The following is a 20,521-nucleotide window of genomic DNA, read 5'->3' as shown; positions in this document are numbered from 1 at the left end:
ATTCTCACAAATGAATATAAATGTATATTTATTCAAGAAAATGTCTAGTTGAACCGTTTTCATTTTTGTGTTTTTAATAGATAGCGATAGTACAACAGCCAGGGAGGTTACAAAAATGAAAAACAGAAACGTTTCAATTATTGGTGTACCAATGGATTTAGGACAAACCCGCCGCGGTGTAGATATGGGTCCAAGTGCGATCCGCTACGCCGGAGTCGAAGAGCAGCTTGAACAGCTCGGCTATGCCGTATACGATGAAGGCAATATCACCGTAGAATTAAAAGAAAGAGCGGCTGCTGATCCCGATACCAATTTAAAAAATCTTGCAGCCGTTGCAGAAGGAAATGAATTGCTCGCAAAAAAAATCCAGGAAAGTACCGCGCAGGATCGATTCCCTTTGATTCTTGGAGGCGATCATAGTATTGCGATCGGTACGCTCGCAGGAGTCGCAAAAGATAATCCGAATTTAGGTGTTATTTGGTTCGATGCCCATGGAGATTTAAATACGGCGGAAACGTCTCCTTCAGGAAATATTCATGGAATGCCTCTTGCTGTAAGCATTGGAATTGGACATCCTCTCCTTACCAACATTGGCGGTTATGCTCCCAAAATCAAACCTGAAAACATTGTTATTATCGGTGCCCGTGACCTGGATGATGGGGAAAGAGAATTAATTAAAGAAAAAGGTATTAAAGTGTACACGATGCATGAAATTGACCGCCTTGGCATGACTTCCGTTATGCAGGAAACGATCAGCTACTTGCGGGAAAGAACGAATGGGGTTCACCTTTCTCTTGATCTGGATGGACTGGATCCGCAGGAAGCACCAGGCGTTGGAACACCTGTGCCAGGCGGCATTACATATCGCGAAGGCCATCTTGCAATGGAAATGCTTGAGGAAGAAGGCATTATTACATCTGCGGAATTTGTGGAAGTAAACCCGATTTTAGATGAAAAGAATAAAACAGGAAATGCTGCCGTTGCACTTATTTGCTCTTTGTTTGGGGAAAAGCTGCTTTAATCATCTAAATGTAAATAAAAAATAGTAAGAATCTTTTCATGAGTGCAAATTTTTCAGTCTAAACGACAGAAAAATTTGCACTGCTTCACGCTAATCTTAGATTATCCCTTTATTTCAAGCTCTTTCTGCAGACACTTTAAGCTGGCACGAAAATTGCATAAGAAAGAGTATAAGGCATGGATTCTATGAAAGCGTTACCAAAATATGGAGCAAGGGAGGAAATACAATGAAAGTAACTGAAAACCAAGAACTACAACGAACGATGAAGACCAGGCACTTATTTATGATCTCGCTTGGAGGGGTCATCGGCTCCGGTCTGTTCCTCGGATCGGGCTATACGATTAATCAAGCCGGGGCCGGCGGCGCCATTTTAGCATTTCTAGTCGGCGGCTTCGTCATGTATTTAACGATGGTCTGCCTTGGGGAACTGGCAGTGGCGATGCCGGTATCCGGCTCTTTTCAAACCTATACAACGAAATTTATCGGACCTGGCGTAGGCTTTGCTCTCGGCTGGACGTACTGGCTCGGCTGGGCTGTTACGGTTGCCCTGGAGTTTCTGGCTGCCGGACAGCTGATGGGCAGATGGTTTCCTGATACACCGACATGGATTTGGTGTGCGGTGTTTGCCGTTCTGCTCTTCTCACTCAATGCCCTTTCGGCCAAGGCATTTGGGGAAGCGGAATTCTGGTTCTCCGGCATTAAAATTGTAGCGATCCTTTTGTTTATTATTCTCGGCGGTGCCGCGATGTTTGGACTGATTGACATGAAAGGCGGCCAGGAAGCACCCTTTTTCTCGAATTATGCTTCGGACGGCCTGCTTCCACACGGCGTCACTGCCCTGCTGATTACGATGATTGCGGTTAACTTCTCGTTCCAGGGAACTGAATTAATCGGGATTGCGGCTGGGGAAAGTGAAAACCCGGAAAAAACCATTCCGAAGTCGATCAAACAGTCGGTGTGGCGCACACTTGTATTCTTTGTCTTATCCATCTTTGTCCTGGCCGGCTTAATTCCTTCGGACCAGGCAGGCGTAACGGAAAGCCCGTTTGTTCTGGTGCTCGACAGCATCGGTATTCCGTATGCGGCTGATATTATGAACTTTGTTATTTTGACGGCTCTTTTATCGGTTGGAAACTCGGGCCTGTATGCGGCTTCCCGCATGCTGTACTCGCTTTCGAAAGAGGGCATGGCTGCCCCTGCCCTGGCAAGAGTAAACAAAAAAGGCATTCCGATGAACTCGCTTATTTTGACGCTTGGCATCGCCCTTCTATCGCTGTTATCCGGCTTTTTTGCAGAAGAAACCGTCTTTCTCTGGCTGCTTTCTATTGCCGGTCTCGGCGCCCAGGTCGGCTGGATTTCCATCACCGCTTCCCAGATTGCGTTTCGCAGAAAATACGTCCGGGAAGGCGGCAATGTGGCAGACTTGAAATTCAAGGCCCCTCTTTATCCGTTTTTCCCGCTGCTGGGCCTTGTGCTGAACTGCACTGTCCTGGTCAGCATGGCCTTTAATCCAGACCAGCGGCTTGCCCTTTACTGCGGAGTTCCATTTATGCTGGCCTGCTATGCGATCTATCACCTGAAGATCAAGAAAAACCAGGCGATTGAAAAAGAACAGCAGGAAATTCAATTGTCCGCTGATAAAAAAATGCTGCTTTAAAAAAGATAACTGTGCTTTTCCGCTAAATTAAGGACAGGCCAGCAATGGATGAAATTAAAAAAAGCGATCTTTCTTCTAAAAAGAAAGATCGCTTTTTTTATGGTAAAACGATTGTAACGAAAGGTGTATGTAAACAAGAAATGCCTTTTGCACGTCTTTTTTACTCATACATACTTGAGGCGTAAAATACATCTGCTACTGTCTTCCATGATGGCTGTTCTGGCATGGGCTCTTCTCTGTTTTGATAATATCCATCCATGCCGATTACCCACGCCTCCATCGCTTCTAAATACCTTTCAAGTGTATGGTTCTCCCATTGAGCTTTATTGTTTTGCAAGTCTATCCTTAAGAGAGAAATAAACCTCGCTAAATCTTCCCTGCTTGTGATAGAATCTATACTTTTATATAGTTCCATTCCTATATCTCCTTCTTTTATAGGTTCCTCAACTGGCGGCGAAAATAGAAGATTCCCGCCAGAAGTGATAAAAGATATTTCAAAAGACAAAACATCTGACCAAGTGACCTATCTGTACATGAAAAAAGCAGGCTGCTTTTTATGTTTATTATACTCAAAATAATTGTTTTGTTTTATTTGCCTGGAACGTTCATCCGTTGCATGGACACTCAGTCAATGTCCACTTCAATGTTCTTAACATAAACAGCCGTTCCTGAAATAGAACTATCTAATTGCTCCTGTCCTTCTTTTACATGTACATATACCCGCCCGCCCTTATGAATTCCATGACCTTGTTCTACAATAAGCGTTGCCGGCAATGTCCTATCCTTCTTTACAAAGGTTTTAAAATACGCTCCCATCACGCCTGAAGCCGTTCCTATAATAGCATCCTCAACGGTACCCGAATAAGGGGAATGAAAAGTGGCGAGCATGCATATCACTTTCCTTATTTTGAACTTCAAAGCAAATCGGATGCAAAGATGCTTTTGGCATTTCCTTTAAAACGCCGAGAAATCTTTCTGTCAGCGGATTCATTTTTTTAAAGCCTGCCAGCTTCTTAACCGGTATAATTAATGTCCAAATTCCTATACAGCCATAAACAATAGGATACGTTTCGTGTAAGTCTTTTTTAATCGAATCTCAATGCTGCCAAATCAGACCTTGAACCATTGAATAATTGAATTCGGACTTTGTACGGTGCATGGTGATCCATAATTGGTCATGTTCTTTACTAATATATATAGGCAGGACACCAGCATTTGTTTCAATCATAAAATGTGATTATTCCAGTAAACCGTTCCCATTGTTGCATGGCCGCATAAATTTACTTCATGTCCGGGTGTGAAGTACCGAATGCAAAAATCAGCTTCATCTGAAGAAACAACAAAAGCGGTTTCGTTAAATCCTACTGCCGCTGCGATGGCTAACATCTGTTTTTCCATATAATCATTACCGTTTAACACAACGCCAGCCGGATTCCCTTTCTCAGGAATCGAACTAAACGCATCAATATGCTGTACATCCACCTTTACCACAATGAGTCGCCTTGCTTATGTAAACGTGCCTGCTCGCTGCAAAAATCATCATTATTAGACCTTAATTGGTTAAATTACACATAATTTGTGACACAACAGCCTTTACTTTCTCCATCAGAAATGAATGACTGCTAGTCTATCCCGGTTCATTTAACCATTTGTATGAATACGTGTTGTTTTTTTGTATAATAAAGCATCATACAAAAAGGGATGTTTTCTTTGAAGCTTCGATTGGTAAAAGAAACGATATTCATTTTTTCTACGTATCTATTTTTATCCCTATTTTATTTGCATTTTTCAACAATGGAATGGAAATTTCATCTTTTAAATGAATTTAATCAGATTATTGCGACTATAGGTGTTATCATTATCGGCAGCTCTATCGCTAGAGGTGAAAAGCTCATAAAAGGACGGTCCCGCTTCTTTACTATATTGCTCGCTTTAATCCTTTCCGGCTTTATATATGTTGCACTAACCTAAAGCCTGCTATCATCCGGGCATCTATGAAGAAACCTATAGAATAGGAGCCATTTAAACGTGAGCCATTTTAGATTTTTCGCTTATCCGTTCATCCTCATTAGTGGATTTATCGCGGTGGAATCTTACTATAATGAACATATCAGCAAACCATTTGACCGTACAGAGCTCTTCGTAATAGGCATATCCGCTTTCCTTATTTTACTATCCTTCCACTTAATGGATAGGCTTTATGAACATTTGCGCTCTATACGGTAAATGGATAAAATTCTTCTTTCGATTCTTGCCTTTATTCTAGCTTCTCTGGCTGTAGGGGGGCCCCTTGGCGAAATAACATTCTCAGGCCCCTTCATTTATCTTTTATCATTTTCCGCGAGAGCACTCCCACTTCAAGCTTGCTAAGTGGGGGATGAATCGCTGCTCTTTCAGTCATTCTTTTTCCTTGAACGCACTATTGCTAAAATGGTATAATTAGGTACGAACAAACGTTCAGGAGGGTGGGGAAAATGATGAAAACCAAAACAGATGAAACAAAGAACCTTCATTTTAAAGCCTTTCGGTTTAAAATCCATCCAAGTGACGAGCAAAAACAACTGATTAACCAAACGATCGGCTGCTGCCGGTTTGTCTACAATTATATATTAAATGAAAACATCAAGAGTTTCGAAAAAACAAAAAAACGGTATACAGAAACAGCTGCCAAAAAGCTTCTCCCTGGGCTAAAAGAAACATTTAAATGGTTGTCTGGTCCTGATAGTATTGCTCTTCAGGCAAGCATCGAATATCAGTACGAAGGATTCAAAAAATATAAGGATCAGCCAAAAAAAGAATTAAAAAAACGCGCCGCAAAAAAATGCGCAGAAGGCTATACGCCGACGGCGTATGATTTCAAAGGCCATCCGACATTCAAAAGTAAGAAAAACTCGATTCAGAGCTATACGACCAAAATGACAAACAACAATATTAAAATGATAGACAACCACATTCAGCTGCCAAAACTCGGCTGGATTCGTTTTTCCAAGTCCCGAAACATCGAAGGCGACATTAAGCGTGTCACCGTGCGCCGCAGCAGTACCGGCCGGTATTCTATTTCGGTCATTTGCGAGATGCCTTATTCCCCGTACAAACCAAGCACCAGCGATGCCGTTGGCATTGATCTGGGATTAAAAGAGTTTGCCGTGCTCTCCAACGGTGAATCCATTGCCAACCCGAAATACTACCAAAAATACGAAAAACGGTTAGCCTTTCTTCAGCGTGCGTTTGCACGTAAAAAAGAAGGTTCGAAATCGTGGGAAAAAAATAAAGCCCAGATTGCTAAACTGCACGAAAAAATCAAACACACAAGAGAAGATTTTCTACACAAGCTGACGACCAGGCTCGTTCATGAAAACCAAGTGATCGCAGTGGAGAATTTGTCAGTGAAGAATCTTGTCCAAAACAAAAAACTAAGCAAGGGGATTCACGATGCGTCATGGTCGAGGTTCAACGAAATGCTCGCTTACAAAGCGAAGTGGTACGGACGGACGATTATAAAAGTCGATCCGTTCTTCCCATCAAGCCAGCTCTGTTCCGAGTGTGGCCACCAGCATAAGGATGTGAAAAATCTCGCTGTCCGGGTGTGGGAGTGTCCGTCCTGCGGCGTGCGTCACGACCGGGACTTGAATGCGAGCCTGAATATTAAAAAAGAAGCCCTTCGGCTTCTTTCACTTCAGTCTATTTAAGATTGGTCATAAAACCGTTGGAATACGGGGTTAGCCTGATTACTGGGGGTCGAAGATCCTCTTGCCCAGGAATCCCCCACTTCAACCGTCAGGTAAGTGGGTGGTAGTTCAATTGGACGAATATAAAAGTAAACTGAATGAATCAGCTATTTAAAAAGAAAGTGGGTGTTTTGAGAAAACAGGTTTATATTTACTCGTTACTCTTGGTGAGTTTATGGGTCATACTGGTCAGTCGCTTTTTCTTTAAAGAATGTGCGGATTTACCGGAAGAACGGATTAAATAGTTACGGGAGTTTTGGGAGATAATAATAAAAAGAGGATTAAATAAAAAATAATAGGCTGCGACGTGTAATATCTTTTTATACAGGCACCATTGAACTTCATTGTTACTTCTCTTGTTAAGATAATAAGGCAGTTTGGTTAAGAGCAGGGTTTAATATTTATTTAACAAGCAGGCCATACCGTGGAAGAAAGAATGGGATTTTTGTAAGCAAAACACACGGCGTCAAACAAGACCCGGTTACAAGTTAGCTGTCTTGAAAAACTTCTGTAATGATCCGCCGTCATGGGACATATTTTAATCAGTAATTGGTAAATAGTCTTTGGCAGAATCGTATAACCATTTTCCATTTTTAAAAAGCAGGAATTCATGATTATCGATATTCTCACCAATCTCCATAGTAATCGATATCGTCCTAATACTATACACTGTGTATATTTTATCTTCGTGAATATGTTTTACTTTAAACAAAATGTCTCACTTCCTTATCATTTCTAATTTTGAAAAATAATATGTCTGAACTTTTTAGTGTAGAACCATAGAAAATCATAAAAACAGAATTCTGAAGGGCGTATTGATAAGATCAACGGGACATATAGTTATCCCCATATAAAGACATAGACAATTGCTTAATGATCATAAGTTTTTATGAGAACCGCTTAACCTCAAATGGTTATTAACCCAATTTATAATATCCTTCTGTACTTCATCCTTATTGATTTCATTCAATAATTCATGACGTGCATCTTCATATAATTTATAGCTTACATCTTCAATACCAACTTGTTTAAATGAATTAAAGGTCCTTATTACTCCTTTTCCATTTTTCCCTCCTACAGGATCCTTAGTTCCGGAAATTAGGAAGATCTAAAGGAACAGAACTTATATTTTGTGGGTTATGTACCGTCTGAAGACCACTAAGAAAGTCGAAGAAGAAGCCACTGGAAAAGATCCCTCCGCACATAGCGTCTTCAATATATTTGTCTACTTCTTTTTCATCCCTGCTCAGCCAATCAAATTCTGTTCTATTTGGCTGGAATGCTTTATTGAAATTTCCAAATGTAAGCTTATTTAACAAGGGGCTAGGTGCCTTGCTTCCCTTCTTTTTCTTCTCCCTGGAAGCAATCATGATTCCGATTCTCCCCATTATTCCCGGATTTCCTCCCGTTCCGCACAAAACCACGCCTGAAAGCTTGTCTCCGAACAATTGAATATATCGCCTCGATAAAAAAGACCCCATACTATGGCCAAACAAAAAGATAGGGACATCCGGATACTCCTTTTCCATAATAGTGGTCAAGGTACGCATATCCTGAAAGACTTTTTCAAACCCATGCTCATCAGAAAAATATCCATAACTATTTGCCATTTTTGCCGTTTCACCATGACCACGATGATCATTCCCATACACAAAGATATTTTGAGCAGCCAGCTCCTTTGCAAAGGAATCATAGCGCATAATATGTTCTGCCATACCATGAGCTATCTGAACGAGAGCTCTCGGCTTTTGTTGTTCTTCCTTTATCCACTTGCTTGCAAACAAATCTAGCCCATCGTGGGATAGAAACGTAAACACTGATTGTTTTATCAATTTGAGCTCCCCTCCCAAGATTTACCTTTTACAGTTTTATAAATTGCTTCTCACTGTTGGTGTTCCTTATTTTTTATGCATTTTTATTTTTTCTATGACAAAGAGAATACATAAAAAAAAGCGTTTATTGCTGAAGCTAAAAAGCTAGATAATCGGACGCATTGTATGGTAATTCTTTTGCTCGCTTACACAGGAATTCGGATAGGCTAATCACTAGTATTAACGTGAAATCATCGGGAAATTCCCTCGTATGAGATTCAATCTGCGCAATTATATTTTTTGTTTTTCTTTTTAAGCCCCGCACTTTTTGTTTACTCATTCAGCCTTTCCTTTCACATAGACACTGTCTCCCAATACATTAAAGCAGCATGAAATGGATATACGTATTCGTATGTACCATTCTTTTCTATCACATATTTACGTAACACATGCTCTACTTCTTGAACGTCGTAGTGAGCATCTAAAATCTTCGTAATATTATCCTTCACTAACTGTTCATAAGAAGAATAGCTTTTCCGGCTTTGCAGCTTCACCATCTTGCAGCTGGCCACAATGCCAAGCTGGTGCAGCACATTTAAGATGTGGATATAATCCCGACGCCTTAGATTAATGCTGTATCCCATTTGATGCAGCTCCATATAATGCGGCTTTTCAGGACCTGTTGTCATTCCGGCGATGGCCAGCCGGTTTGCAGACTCATTCATTTTCAATAAAGCTTTCCCTATGTCGTACATTCGATAGAAGCAATTAAAACCAAATACAACATCATACTTTTCACTTTCTTTGTCACTTTCCCACTTATCGCAAATCAGCTCCATGTTCCTCACGCCTTTAGCAGCAGCCTGCGACTCTAAAAACTTTACAATACTTTTTGAACTGTCTACACAGGTCAGCTTTTGAACATGATCGGCAATATCAAACGTATAATTGCCCCATCCAGGACCGATTTCCAGTACATGGTCGTCGCTGTGTAAAAGAGAAAGAAGCTCCTGCTGCACGGCTATTGCATACGGATCAAGCTTGTGCGATGTTTTCTTTTCCATCATAGAGGCCCAAAAAGCTTCTTCTGCCTGGTCATCCCTTAACCGCTCGGGCATATATCCATTACCATCTTTCATCGATTCCTGCCACAGCTCAATGTAATCATAACCTTTTTGAATTACCGCCTTCATCTCATTCTCTCCCAGTCTAACTCAATAGTATTTTCGAATAGGATATGCTCATTATGCAAACGGCTTCGGTTCACACGCAAACAAGTCAAAAGCTTTAATAGTTCTCGTTTTAAATCATTTACTTTTCCAACACATGCAGCATGCATGATGATGAAACAGCTCTGAATATGTAAAATCGACAAAGCTGTTTTTATTGACCCAAAAGTATATTTAATCATAAAGGAAACATAAAGCAAGATACAAGAATGAACACAATATTTTTCCTGCCCGCTCCCTCTTTCATTTCTGTTTTATCAAGGAAGGAAATTAAATCAAAAAGGAAAAGCCAGCAATATGATTGCTGGCTTATGTTTAACAGGCTATATAGACGACAAGCAGGGATGATAAATATCACTTCCGAACCAATGCTTCCTGATATATTGCCCCTTCATTGTCACGCAAGATCACTGTAGAGACGAGTCACCCTTTTTGCCGCAAATATCGTTTATCATTCATAAATAAGCTCCAGAAGTAAAAAAAGCCGGGGAACAGAATGGCGAAGCCGACGATATACGTGATAAACACAGCCCTGAATGAATTAGGATCTGTAAAAGCGGCCTGAATGGTCACATTTGGATAAATGATATAAGGCAAATGCGCTTTTCCATAAACGTAGCTGGCAATAAGGTATTGAATGACCACGGCAATTACGGAAAGCCTTGGCATTCCCTTGACTCCTTTTTGAAAAGGTGACGATCCATACAAGCCGATTCCTACAATTAAAAAGAAGCCGACAGAAAGCAGCAGAAGCGAAAAGTCTTCCATCATACGCTCGTATAACCATTCAGCCTCATTGGCTAATGTAAGCATGATCAGAAAAGCCATCAGCAAGGTTACAGGCCCTAATATTTTGCCATTCCGAAGATACACTTTATAAGCTTCCATTTCCTTCGATGCTTTCGAATAATCCGCTAGTAATAAAGAGGAGAGGAAAAGAGTACTGCTGACCGCAAAGCCGATAAATGTATACACATTCGGGCTTGTGAACAGCCTGACCAAATTTAAATTGGCTGTACCATTTGTGTAATCAACAAACTCTCCATGCGTAATGGGCAATACACTGATTAACAGACCGGGAATAATCATCCCTGCAATACCTGAAATGTAGGTCAATGGCTTTTTATATTCTGTGGCGATGTTTGAAAAAACTAAAAAAGCACTTCTCAAAGCAAGCAGAAGCAGGATCGCACTTCCAGGAACGAGCAGGATGGTGCCCAGCGTGTAAGCTGCAGTTGGAAAAAGACTATAAACCGCCACAACAAGCGCAACAATAAACGTATTCGTCACTTCCCAGGTGGGAGATAAATATCGATTGGCTACATTCGTCGCTTTTGTTTTCTCGTGATTAATGTAAATCATCGACCAAAATCCCGCCCCGAAATCCATGGTAGCCATAACGGCGTAAATAAAAACAAACCCCCAGAGCACGGTGATCGCAATCAGAGCATCAGCCATTTGTCTATCCTCCTATGAATTGGAACCGTATAACGGCTTCCCTTTTTTCTCTGCACGCTTTATATCATCCAGTTCTGTATTTTTTCTGAAGAAGTACAGCAGTACAAATACAACTGCAGTTCCCAATATCGCATATACAATAATAAATAAGATAAACAATGTCCCTAAATTAGTAGCGGTTGTGGCTGACTCCGCTGTGCTTAAAATCCGGTAGATAACCCATGGCTGGCGGCCTGTACAAGCAAAAATCCATCCGCATTCAAGAGCAATCACGGCTAGCGGGCCTGTGGCTACTAATGTCCAAAGCACGGGCTTCGGATAGTGCTTCTTTTTCAAGCCTTTTTTCCAGATCAATACGAGGATGGGAATCAGGATAAGCAGAGAGCCGATGCCGACCATCACGTTAAATAACGTATGTATATAGAGCGGCGGCCAAAATTCCTCCGGAAAATCATTCAAGCCCACTACAACCGTGTCGAAGCTGTTTCCAGAGAGAAAGCTCAGCGCCCAGGGAATTTCAATCGCCCACTTTACCTCCTGCGTTTCCCGGTCTGTAAACCCCCCAATGGCAAGCGGCGCATGGGATTGAGTTTCAAACAGCCCTTCTGCAGCAGCCAGTTTTTCCGGCTGATATTCATGTAAATACTGAGCAGATTCATGCCCATTCAAAGCGGTAAAGAACGCAAAGGCGCCCCCTACTACTAAACTGATCAGGAGTGCTTTCTGATGAAACAAATAAACCCTGGATCCCCGTTCATTTTTCATCATTTTAAAAGCCGCAACAGAACCAACCGCAAAGGCGCCGACTACGTAGGCAGACAGTGCCACGTGCCCGGCCGTTACTAAAAAGCTTGGATTGAAAAATGCCGCCCACGGGTCAATGTCTAAGAACTCTCCGTTTTCATACCGGAAGCCCGCCGGTGTTCCCTGAAAGGCATGGACATTTGTAATCAATACAGCTGAAGCCAAAGCACCTAAAGCGACGAGTACGAGGCTTACAATTCTCATCCAGGGCTTAATTCTTTCGGCAGCATACACATAAATGGACATGAAAAGAGCTTCTACGAAAAAAGCGTATATTTCAATTTGGAAAGGAAGCGGCATAACTCGGCCGACAACTTCCATAAAACCGGGCCAGAGCAAGGATAACTGAACGCCCGCAATCGTGCCGGTCGGAATACCGACGCCAAGCAGGATAGCAAATGTCTTTGTCCATCGCTTAGCCATGACAACGTAGTCCAAATCTTTTGTTTTTTGATAAAGCAGTTCAGCCACTAAAATCATTAGCGGCAGCCCTACGCCTATTGTGGCAAATATAATATGAAAGGCCATCGTCGTCCCAAATAAAGAACGGGCTATTACTAAATCATCCACTATTTTTTCGTCCTCTCAGGGTTAAGATTCGTCCATATTTATCCCCATTTCACTAAATACTATACAATCTGCCTAGGATGAGTGTTTTATGGAACACCGCTCCTGACACACCACAAAAAAGCATCAGTTCTTGATAGTTCAAGGGCTGGTGCTTTTTAGGTTATAAAACAGCTTTATGATGATGAAGCTTTTTATACTGCTGGTTTGGTCAGCCGGGGCTCAAGATCCGTTAAATCCGATCATACATCCAACTGCTATATTTCCTGGTAGGCTACCCTCCTTTTCTCATCCTGGATCCCCCACTATTTAAGCTTTTAACGAAAATAAAAAGACCGATTGTCTCGGCCTTTCAAAAAAATACCTTTATGTAAAATGAAGCTGGTTTTACTTATTTAATGCAAGCGCCTGGATGGAGTTTGCTAATTTTACTGACACATCTATATTGTCAAAATTCAACCCTAATTGAACGGCTGTTTGAGCAATTTCTGGCCGTATCCCTGAGATAATAGCGTGCACGCCTATTAACTCTAAACTTTCGATCAACTGAAAAATCTGGTGGGCAACCATCGTATCGACCATCACCACTCCAGACAAATCAATTAAAAGTTTGTTTACACCCTTTTCATAACACTGCTGCAGTGTTTGCTCAAGAATGTATTTGGCTCTCATCGTATCAATATCGCCTACTAAAGGAAGCAGGGCCACTTCTTCGTGAAGGGTAATCACTGGAGAACTCAATTCATTAATCATTTCCTGCTGGCTTTGAAGTCTCTTCAGTGAAAATTCATGGTATCTTTCTATATACCAAACCACAATTTTATCAATTGTTTTAACAATATAGTGATTCCATAAATCGATCACTTCTTGTGAATATGTATCCTGATTGTGAAAAAGAAACTCGTTAATAAATGTCAAATACTGATCTCGCGTTCTAAAGAATTCTCTCACAATCAGATACTCAGGTGTTGATAAATGCTGTTCATCTGATGCAACTTTAAGCACCCACCCTTCCAGCTCTTTTAAAAAGACAGGCTCATCTTGAACGAATAAATTGCAAAAATGCAGATGAAAGCTATAGTTTTGCTCTTTGAGCAATTTGATCGCTTTAGGGTCTTTTGTTCTATAAACACCTGATGTCTCACTTTTATCCAGAGATTCGTACCATTCCTCCGTTAATTGCCAGGCTTTTTCTAATAAAAATTCTTGTAGTTCTTTACTTTTATGCACGACATGTCCTCCAGCTGATTAATTATACACCAATATATTATTCTAGCTTACGAGGCATGAAGTAGATATTTTTAAATCTCTAGATCCTGGATGTTTATACAAACCTGTTATCTGCTGAATTAAATTCATTGCCAAGCCCCTGTACCTACAAGAATTGAAAATATATTACTGTTCAATCATCCAGTGTTTTTTAATATAAAATACCCAAACATAAGAAGAAAAAGCTGAAACGGTTTCTTGAAAAAGAGTCAAGCGTACCAGTTTATGAAGATGTTTACTTTACTAATAGCAGGGGAAAAATAATCAATGGGTTAGGGTAACAAAAAAGCAAATGCTTTTCATGGGAAGAAATATTTGTGCAGAAAGTATTTTCTTTTTTATGTTACATAAGATCCGAAGTTTATTGGTACAAATGAAATAAGCTTTAACAAAATCCAAAAAGAAATGAGGAATGTAAACATGGCAGTATTATACACAGGCAGTGCAACAGCATCAGGTGGCAGACAAGGACACGTGGTTTCCTCTGACAACGTACTTGATCTGGATTTAAAAACGCCAGAAGGACTCGGCGGCCCGGGCGGCCACGGAACAAATCCGGAGCAATTATTTGCGGCTGGCTACTCTGCCTGCTTTGACGGAGCCTTGAACCTGGTCATCCGTAAAAAAGGAGTTAAAGGGGTTACTTCTACTGCTGTTACGGCAAATGTGTCCATTTTAAATGATGAAGCAGACGACGGCTTTAAGATTGCAGCTAACCTCGAAGTGGAAATCGAAGGTGTAGATAAGGAAACGGCACAGGAGCTTGTAGAAGCTGCTCACCAAGTATGCCCGTACTCTAAAGCAACAAGAGGAAATATCGAAGTCAATTTAAAAGTGGTATAAATAAGCGCTTCCTGAAATAAATAGCAATCCTTAAACCATCATTCCCGCTGTTGCGGCAGCTTTAATAAAGGAGAATGGAGATATGGCGTTTATACAGGTTGGCATGGAAAATAGTGCATCGATCGATCTATACTATGAGGATGTAGGAAACGGAAAACCGGTTGTTTTAATTCACGGCTGGCCGCTGAGCGGACGCTCCTGGGAATCCCAGGTTCCTGCTTTAGTGGAAGCAGGCTACCGGGTCATCACGTATGACCGCAGAGGCTTTGGGAATTCCTCACAGCCGTGGGAAGGCTACGACTATGACACCTTTTCAGCGGATTTACACAAACTACTGGAGCATTTAGATCTCCGTGATGTAACGCTTGTCGGCTTTTCAATGGGCGGCGGCGAAGTGGCACGCTACCTGGGCACATATGGAGACGAAAGAGTCAAGAAAGCGGTTTTTGCTGCAGCGGTTCCTCCATATTTGTATAAATCGGAAGACCATCCGGAAGGCGCATTAGATGATGCCACTATCGCGGATTTTCAAACTAGTATCAAAAAAGACCGTATTGCTTTCCTTGAAACATTCACCAAGAACTTTTTTACTGCTGGGAACAAAACAGATTTGGTTAGTGAGGAGTTCCGTCATTATATCCGTGATATTGCTGCATTCGCTTCGCCAAAGGGCACGATCGACTGTGTCAGCGCGTTTGCACGCACAGACTTCCGTTCTAATGTAGCTAATATTAATGTACCTTCCTTGATTATTCATGGAGATTCAGACTCGGTTGTACCATTTGAAGCAAGCGGAAAACTGACGCATGAACTTCTTCCCAACAGCCAGCTCGTCGTGATTGAAGGCGGACCGCATGGACTAAATGCTACACACCCGGAACAATTCAATACCGCTTTACTGAAATTTCTCGCGGAATAATCAAAAAAGGGAACTGTATAGTCAGTTCCCTTTTTTACTCTTTACTTTCACCGCTTGTCCAAAAAAGCTGCTTTATACACAAACTTATGCTGTCCACTTCTTCCCTTTGATTCTATCAACTTTTAACACTTCCCTCTTTTCACCGATTAGCTGGCAGGCTGCCACAAAAAGGAGAATAGCGAGCCCCGGAAAAATCATAACATGCGGTGCTGCTTGGAAATAAGCAGTCGCATCATGAAGCATAACTCCCCATTCCGGAGCCGGCGGCTGTGTGCCTAATCCGAGAAATGACAGCCCCGCCATCAACAATACGGCTTTCCCTGTATCCAATACGCTGTAGGCAAGAAGCGGTGAAGAAACTTTAGGAAGAATATAACGCCGCATAATACGGATATGAGAGTTTCCCGACATTCTGGCAGACCAAATATAATCCGCCTGGCAGACGTTTAAAACAAGGCTGCGGATAAAGCGGACATAGCCAGCCCATCTTACCAAAACGATTGCAATGGTCATATTGAAAAGTCCTGGACCGAGCACGCCGACGATCGCAATCGTTAATACGATATCTGGAATGGCCAGAATGCCATCCACCACTCTCATAAATAAATGACCGCCTTTTCCGCGTATATAACCGGTGAACAGCCCAATTGGCAGACTGATGACCACTGTGCATAAAACAATCAAAAACGCAAACAGAGCACTTACACGTGTGCCAAACAGTACGCGTGACAAAACACAGCGGCCTAAATGGTCCGTCCCAAACGGGTAATCCCAACTTGGAGGAGCGAGCCGGTTAGAAAGGTTAATGACGAGCGGGTCGTGTGGAGCCAGCCACGGCGCAAACAGACCCGTTAACGCAATCAAAAGAAATAAACCAACACCTGCTGCAAAGCTCTTATTGATAGAATAAGCTATATTTTTCAGTTCCCTCTCCTCCTAACGTGCGCGCATTCGTGGATCTACAAGTTTAGAGAGAAGATCAACGGCAATATGGATGGATACAAATAAAAACGAGGTGAGAATCACATAGCCTTGAATCACCGGGTAGTCCCGCTTGTTAATGGATTCAATCATATAGTTTCCTAAACCTGGCCACGAAAAAATCGATTCCACAATCATGCTTCCCCCCAGCATAAAAGCAAAGCTTGTTCCCATCATCGTCACTACCGGCAGTAGTGCATGCTTAAATACGTGAAGAAACAAAATACGCCTTTTTGATAATCCTCTCGCTTTTGCAGCTTGAACAAATGGCTGGTCCATTACTTCGAGCAGACTGGAGCGCAGCACCCGGGCATAAACATTACCAAGTCCTAACCCAAGTGTCAGAGCCGGCAGGATAAGATGCGCGGCCGTCCCCCGGCCCATTGAAGGAAGCCAGCCGAATTGTACAGAACAAACGTAGATAAGCAAAAAGCCCAGCCAGAAGGAAGGAACGGATGAGCCAAGCAATGCGGCACCCCTTCCGATCCGATTGAGCCATCCGCTCGAATAAAGAGCGGTTGCCCCGCCCATGATGAAGGCAACAAGCACCATTACAAGGAGCCCTGCACCGGCCAGCTCCAGTGTAGCGGGTATCCGGCTAAGCAGTTCACTGGCGACCGGTTCTTTGGATACGTAAGAGGTTCCCCATTGCAGGGTGAAAGCATCTTGCAGCCAGTTCATGTATTGACTGCCCAAGCTGTCTGTTAATCCAAGCTCTTTCCGTAAATCAGCCAGCGCTTCATCTGACACCGGAATATTATGGGCAGTGAGCAGCAAATAAGCCGGATCTCCCGGTGCCAGCCGCAGGAGCCAAAAGGTAAGCGATGAAACAAAAAAAATAATGAGCACCAGCTGGGCAATACGCTCAACTCCGAAACGAATCACTATTTTCATTCGCCAGCCACATTTATTTGAGAATGGATATAGTAAAACTCGCTTGCCTGCGGCTCAAATCCTGTCAGGCCTTTTCTGACAGCAAAAATGGTTTCGGGATGTACGAGAAATGACTGCGGTACATCACTATTGATGACTTTTTGCATGTTCAGTGCCAGCTCATTCCGCTGTTCCCGATCAGCCGTTTCATTTAACTGGGCAATCAGCCGGTCAAGTACAGGTGAAGCATAATGACTTACATTCGAACTGCTGTCTGAACGGTAAAAAAGGTTTAAAAAGTACTCTGGATCGCCCGTATGAGCAGTCAGCATACTGTACATCGCCACATCCCATTTTTCTTTTGCCAGTGCTTCATCGATATTTTCGACCTGACGGAGGTTGACTTGGACTCCATTTGCCAGGAGCTCACTTTGAATAATTTCAGCCATCACGGTCAGTTCCGGGCGCTGCGGAAATGTCAGCATATTTATTTCAAAAAGCTTTCCATTCTTTTCCCATCGTGCCTCTTCGTTTTTCTGCCACCCTTCTTTTTCCATAAAGGCTGCAAAGGAACCTGTTTCCTTTTTTTCCTCCACCTGGCCGAATGGGAGCAAATTAGGAAATGGCCCATTTGCGGCTGATGCTTTTCCTTTCATCACAGATCGGACAATTTCCTCTTTGGGAACTAAAACGTCCACTGCTTTCCGAAATGCCGCATCCTTAAATAGAGAAGACTGAACGTTAAACAGCATCATATGCGTACGAAGAGACGGCGCTGTCAATATTTCAAACTGATTACTTTTTTGAAGCACGTCTATGTTATCAACGGGAATGTCTACTGCTGCATCTACATCTCCCGATTGCAGAGCCATCAGACGTGTATTCCCTTCCGAAATAAACCGGATCGTAACCCTTGAAAGAAGGGCGTTCTCTCCCCAGTACTGCTCATATCTTTTTAAAACGAGTGACTCGTCTTTATGAAACTCTTCCATTTGAAAAGGACCTGTCAGGGCTGGATACGTACCCCTTTTTCCAAGCGTCCCCACATCCCCAATCATGACCGATGGATCTGCTAAATGAGCGGGCAGAGCTGCATTCGGCTCGGTCGTTTCGATTTTCAGTTGATTGCTGGCTGCTTCTATCGCTTTGATCTTCAATAAGTCTTTCGCTTTTGCTTCTTTTTCGATGGACCGTTGCAGAGATGCTTTTACACTAGCCGCGTCCATTGGTTTTCCATTATGAAAAGTTACATTCTCCTGCAGCTGAAACGTCCATGTCGTAGGGGTTTCCTGTTTCCATTCCTTTGCGAGCCACGGAACAGGCTCCAGCTCTTTGTTCAGCTTGACCAGTGTTTCTCCAGCGCCTGAACGCATGATCTCCCAGCTGTCGCTCCCGTGAGGATCCAGGCTTGACGGGCTCCAAGGAAAAGCGAATGTTGCTGATGGCTCCTTTGAGGCATCTGCCCCCTTTTCCGATCCGCACCCGGATAATAAAAACAGCCCCGCGACCGCGATCCATAAAAGAAAAGTAAATGTTTGTGTTCTCATTCTCACCCTGTGAACACCTCCTATGTTGTGATAAACGAAAAAAAGCATTTCCGACCAGGTTTGGAGGTCAGAAATGCTTTTCATTAAAAAAGGAAGGAACTGCACACCATCCCCCAGAAAGAGACCCATGCAGCTGGCCGTAAGCATCCTAACCACCTTCCCAAGTCCCGTAGGTCAAACAGTGATGTTAAAACAGGCAGGTCTCCTGACTTGGGGCATCTCTTTCAGGCCTTCCCGGGCTTAATCAGTGGCTTTTCTGAAAGAAATCGGCACGGCCGATATCCTTCCCCATACAGTGGCGGGTCCGTGCCGGATTGGAACCGGCTTCCCTTTTCAGCGCAGAATACATGTTATGTTGCGCACCTGTTTCCATACAATATCATGTTTTGTGAATAATCATTTGAGCAGCAAAATCGGTGATGATTCTCACATGCTTCTTTTAAAATCCCCTTCCATGTTAAGTTCAAGAAAGAGAAAAGTCAACAAACGGCCGGCTTCTTTCCTATATGATCCGCTGATTTCTTTCTATACGTTTACTTACTTTTCTTCCGGCCTGGGCAGAATTGGCCGAAATGTGACCGGTGATGTGAGAATAATAGATGTGTGAACATTACCGTAAGGCATCAGCCTGTCCACGAGCAGCCTCAGACTGTCCATTCCGGCAACGGCTGCTTTAATAAAGTAACCAAAGTGACCCGTTACCCGATGGCATTCGATAACATCCAAATCCCCTGCAATCATTTCCTCGAATTCGTTGGCTGACACTTTCAAATCACTGATTTGAATGATCAACAGCGTATCTCTGCCTATTTTGGCCGGGGAGACCCGTGCTGCAAACCCTTCAATTACACCCTGCTCCTGCAGCCGGTGCAGCCGCTCGGTAATGCTGGGCCGGCTTAGAGCCAGTTTTTTGGAAAGCTCGCTAATCGTCATGCGGGCATCCTCCTGCAGGAGCGCGAGCAAATCAATATCAATTTTGTCCATCTTTTCTCCTTTTCAAAATGAATATTTTATCTCTAAAATCGATTCAATTTGTAAATATGTTTGATCAAATGTATTCATTATTGCATATATAAATCGTTATTCAGATTGTATCATGAAGGTAACCATTTTGCATGAAATTGTATGAGAAGGAGAAAGCAATGAAAAGAATTCTATACATTATATTAGGCTGCCTGCTCACAAGCATCGGTGCCGTGATTTTACAGCATGGTGAAGTCATGACGGGCGGCACTGCAGGACTGTCCCTGCTTTTAAGCTATGCATCTGATCTTCCTTTTGGATTGGTCTTTTTTCTTGTGAATGTACCATTTTATGTGTTGTCGATTATCTTTATGGGCTGGAATTTTACTGTTTCCACCATTCTTTCGGTCACTCTCCTGTCTGTGATGACAGGTCTGGATAGATGGCTTCCTGCTTTTGAAATTCCAATGTCTGTTGGAGCGGTTGTTGGAGGAGTTTTTATCGGATTTGGGCTGTCCATCATGTTTATGAACCGTGCCTCTCTTGGCGGCTCTAACATTGTCGCGCTCATTCTTCAGAAAAAGCTGGGCTGGAATCCTGGAAAACTAAATTTTCTTTTTGATTTTGTAGTCGTCCTATACGGTTTTTATTCCATTGGCGTTTTAAACGGAGCGCTTTCTGTTTTGTCGATTATGGTTACGTCAAGTATTATTAGTCATTTTAAACAGAAGATCGGCGCAAGCAATCAATCTGTAAAAGAAAAAGAAACTTCTGCTTCTGTGGAAGGAACAGTCGCAACAAGCTGATAATCGATCAAAAATAAAAAAACGGACCGCCGTTCACGCGGGTCC

The 20,521-nt window shown here is 42.6% G+C and carries 17 protein-coding genes, 1 pseudogene and 1 riboswitch; of the genes and pseudogenes, 7 read left to right on the top strand and 11 right to left on the bottom strand.

The window, feature by feature from the left end:
* Nucleotides 1-115: 115 nt before the first annotated feature.
* The 3 genes from rocF (at nucleotide 116) to RG959_RS18995 (ending at nucleotide 2,863) form a co-directional block, all read left to right on the top strand.
* On the top strand, nucleotides 116-1,021 hold the full coding sequence (rocF, locus tag RG959_RS19005) for an arginase (protein ID WP_342798471.1): 906 nt from the start codon (nucleotides 116-118) through the stop codon (nucleotides 1,019-1,021).
* A 226-nt stretch (nucleotides 1,022-1,247) separates the two neighbouring features.
* Nucleotides 1,248-2,678, top strand: coding sequence for an amino acid permease (locus RG959_RS19000; RefSeq protein ID WP_342798470.1), 1,431 nt, complete (start codon nucleotides 1,248-1,250; stop codon nucleotides 2,676-2,678).
* A 44-nt stretch (nucleotides 2,679-2,722) separates the two neighbouring features.
* Nucleotides 2,723-2,863: a hypothetical protein gene (locus RG959_RS18995; RefSeq protein ID WP_342798469.1), complete on the top strand. Its 141-nt coding sequence runs from the start codon at nucleotides 2,723-2,725 to the stop codon at nucleotides 2,861-2,863.
* On the opposite strand, the gene RG959_RS18990 is transcribed toward RG959_RS18995, so the two are convergent.
* Together RG959_RS18990 and RG959_RS18985 are read right to left on the bottom strand one after the other, a co-directional pair.
* Nucleotides 2,839-3,093, bottom strand: a complete 255-nt coding sequence (locus RG959_RS18990) for a DUF7660 family protein (RefSeq protein ID WP_342798468.1) — start codon at nucleotides 3,091-3,093, stop codon at nucleotides 2,839-2,841. The two genes, RG959_RS18995 and RG959_RS18990, sit on opposite strands and share 25 nt — an antisense overlap.
* Nucleotides 3,094-3,302: 209 nt before the next feature.
* Nucleotides 3,303-4,169 (bottom strand): annotated as a pseudogene (locus RG959_RS18985) (PhzF family phenazine biosynthesis isomerase).
* Nucleotides 4,170-5,152: 983 nt separating this feature from the next.
* Here RG959_RS18985 and tnpB point away from each other — a divergent pair.
* A complete protein-coding gene (gene tnpB / locus RG959_RS18980) occupies nucleotides 5,153-6,367 on the top strand; it encodes an IS200/IS605 family element RNA-guided endonuclease TnpB (RefSeq protein WP_342798467.1) in 1,215 nt (404 codons plus the stop codon).
* 1,124 nt (nucleotides 6,368-7,491) lie between these two features.
* On the opposite strand, the gene RG959_RS18975 is transcribed toward tnpB, so the two are convergent.
* The 5 genes from RG959_RS18975 to RG959_RS18955 all read right to left on the bottom strand — a co-directional run bounded on the left by RG959_RS18975 (nucleotide 7,492) and on the right by RG959_RS18955 (nucleotide 13,505).
* Nucleotides 7,492-8,238 (bottom strand): alpha/beta fold hydrolase, encoded by a 747-nt coding sequence (locus RG959_RS18975; RefSeq protein ID WP_342798466.1) that lies wholly within the window; start codon nucleotides 8,236-8,238, stop codon nucleotides 7,492-7,494.
* Nucleotides 8,239-8,570: 332 nt separating this feature from the next.
* Nucleotides 8,571-9,410 (bottom strand): class I SAM-dependent methyltransferase, encoded by an 840-nt coding sequence (locus RG959_RS18970; protein ID WP_342798465.1) that lies wholly within the window; start codon nucleotides 9,408-9,410, stop codon nucleotides 8,571-8,573.
* A 459-nt stretch (nucleotides 9,411-9,869) separates the two neighbouring features.
* A complete protein-coding gene (locus tag RG959_RS18965) occupies nucleotides 9,870-10,904 on the bottom strand; it encodes a cytochrome d ubiquinol oxidase subunit II (protein WP_342798464.1) in 1,035 nt (344 codons plus the stop codon).
* Nucleotides 10,905-10,916: 12 nt separating this feature from the next.
* Nucleotides 10,917-12,278: a cytochrome ubiquinol oxidase subunit I gene (locus tag RG959_RS18960; RefSeq protein WP_342798463.1), complete on the bottom strand. Its 1,362-nt coding sequence runs from the start codon at nucleotides 12,276-12,278 to the stop codon at nucleotides 10,917-10,919.
* 384 nt (nucleotides 12,279-12,662) lie between these two features.
* Complete coding sequence (locus RG959_RS18955; protein WP_342798462.1) at nucleotides 12,663-13,505, bottom strand: STAS domain-containing protein; 843 nt, start codon at nucleotides 13,503-13,505, stop codon at nucleotides 12,663-12,665.
* A 459-nt stretch (nucleotides 13,506-13,964) separates the two neighbouring features.
* On the opposite strand from RG959_RS18955, the gene RG959_RS18950 reads away from it, so the two are divergent.
* Both RG959_RS18950 and RG959_RS18945 read left to right on the top strand, forming a co-directional pair.
* Entirely contained in the window at nucleotides 13,965-14,387 is a 423-nt protein-coding gene (locus RG959_RS18950) for an organic hydroperoxide resistance protein (protein WP_342798461.1), read from the top strand.
* A gap of 82 nt (nucleotides 14,388-14,469) precedes the next feature.
* Nucleotides 14,470-15,306, top strand: coding sequence for an alpha/beta fold hydrolase (locus RG959_RS18945; RefSeq protein WP_342798460.1), 837 nt, complete (start codon nucleotides 14,470-14,472; stop codon nucleotides 15,304-15,306).
* An 84-nt stretch (nucleotides 15,307-15,390) separates the two neighbouring features.
* On the opposite strand, the gene RG959_RS18940 is transcribed toward RG959_RS18945, so the two are convergent.
* From RG959_RS18940 to RG959_RS18925, 4 genes are all read right to left on the bottom strand, one after another.
* The gene (locus RG959_RS18940) at nucleotides 15,391-16,230 is read right to left on the bottom strand and encodes an ABC transporter permease (protein WP_342798495.1); all 840 of its coding nucleotides are present in this window, start codon (nucleotides 16,228-16,230) and stop codon (nucleotides 15,391-15,393) included.
* 12 nt (nucleotides 16,231-16,242) lie between these two features.
* Nucleotides 16,243-17,181 (bottom strand): nickel ABC transporter permease, encoded by a 939-nt coding sequence (nikB, locus tag RG959_RS18935; protein ID WP_342798459.1) that lies wholly within the window; start codon nucleotides 17,179-17,181, stop codon nucleotides 16,243-16,245.
* Nucleotides 17,178-18,707: an ABC transporter substrate-binding protein gene (locus RG959_RS18930; RefSeq protein ID WP_342798494.1), complete on the bottom strand. Its 1,530-nt coding sequence runs from the start codon at nucleotides 18,705-18,707 to the stop codon at nucleotides 17,178-17,180. The genes nikB and RG959_RS18930 overlap by 4 nt, the downstream gene beginning before the upstream one ends.
* A 178-nt stretch (nucleotides 18,708-18,885) precedes the next feature.
* A riboswitch (cobalamin riboswitch) is annotated at nucleotides 18,886-19,089 on the bottom strand.
* A gap of 155 nt (nucleotides 19,090-19,244) precedes the next feature.
* Nucleotides 19,245-19,691, bottom strand: coding sequence for an Lrp/AsnC family transcriptional regulator (locus tag RG959_RS18925; protein ID WP_342798458.1), 447 nt, complete (start codon nucleotides 19,689-19,691; stop codon nucleotides 19,245-19,247).
* A 158-nt stretch (nucleotides 19,692-19,849) separates the two neighbouring features.
* Here RG959_RS18925 and RG959_RS18920 point away from each other — a divergent pair, with 158 nt between their 5' ends.
* Nucleotides 19,850-20,476: a YitT family protein gene (locus RG959_RS18920; protein ID WP_342798457.1), complete on the top strand. Its 627-nt coding sequence runs from the start codon at nucleotides 19,850-19,852 to the stop codon at nucleotides 20,474-20,476.
* Nucleotides 20,477-20,521 lie beyond the last annotated feature (45 nt).

It is taken from the genome of Domibacillus sp. 8LH (assembly GCF_038806185.1).
Lineage (GTDB): Bacteria > Bacillota > Bacilli > Bacillales > Domibacillaceae > Domibacillus > Domibacillus indicus_A.
This window is presented reverse-complemented; position numbering and strand designations above follow the sequence as displayed.

Coding starts and splice junctions, on each gene's coding strand:
- RG959_RS18930 (WP_342798494.1), bottom strand. CDS start 18,707: ATGAGAACACAAACATTTACTTTTCTTTTATGGATCGCGGTCGCGGGG.
- RG959_RS18950 (WP_342798461.1), top strand. CDS start 13,965: ATGGCAGTATTATACACAGGCAGTGCAACAGCATCAGGTGGCAGACAA.
- RG959_RS18995 (WP_342798469.1), top strand. CDS start 2,723: ATGGATGAAATTAAAAAAAGCGATCTTTCTTCTAAAAAGAAAGATCGC.
- RG959_RS18990 (WP_342798468.1), bottom strand. CDS start 3,093: ATGGAACTATATAAAAGTATAGATTCTATCACAAGCAGGGAAGATTTA.
- RG959_RS18970 (WP_342798465.1), bottom strand. CDS start 9,410: ATGAAGGCGGTAATTCAAAAAGGTTATGATTACATTGAGCTGTGGCAG.
- RG959_RS18920 (WP_342798457.1), top strand. CDS start 19,850: ATGAAAAGAATTCTATACATTATATTAGGCTGCCTGCTCACAAGCATC.
- nikB (WP_342798459.1), bottom strand. CDS start 17,181: ATGAAAATAGTGATTCGTTTCGGAGTTGAGCGTATTGCCCAGCTGGTG.
- RG959_RS18965 (WP_342798464.1), bottom strand. CDS start 10,904: ATGGCTGATGCTCTGATTGCGATCACCGTGCTCTGGGGGTTTGTTTTT.
- RG959_RS18925 (WP_342798458.1), bottom strand. CDS start 19,691: ATGGACAAAATTGATATTGATTTGCTCGCGCTCCTGCAGGAGGATGCC.
- RG959_RS19000 (WP_342798470.1), top strand. CDS start 1,248: ATGAAAGTAACTGAAAACCAAGAACTACAACGAACGATGAAGACCAGG.
- tnpB (WP_342798467.1), top strand. CDS start 5,153: ATGATGAAAACCAAAACAGATGAAACAAAGAACCTTCATTTTAAAGCC.
- rocF (WP_342798471.1), top strand. CDS start 116: ATGAAAAACAGAAACGTTTCAATTATTGGTGTACCAATGGATTTAGGA.
- RG959_RS18945 (WP_342798460.1), top strand. CDS start 14,470: ATGGCGTTTATACAGGTTGGCATGGAAAATAGTGCATCGATCGATCTA.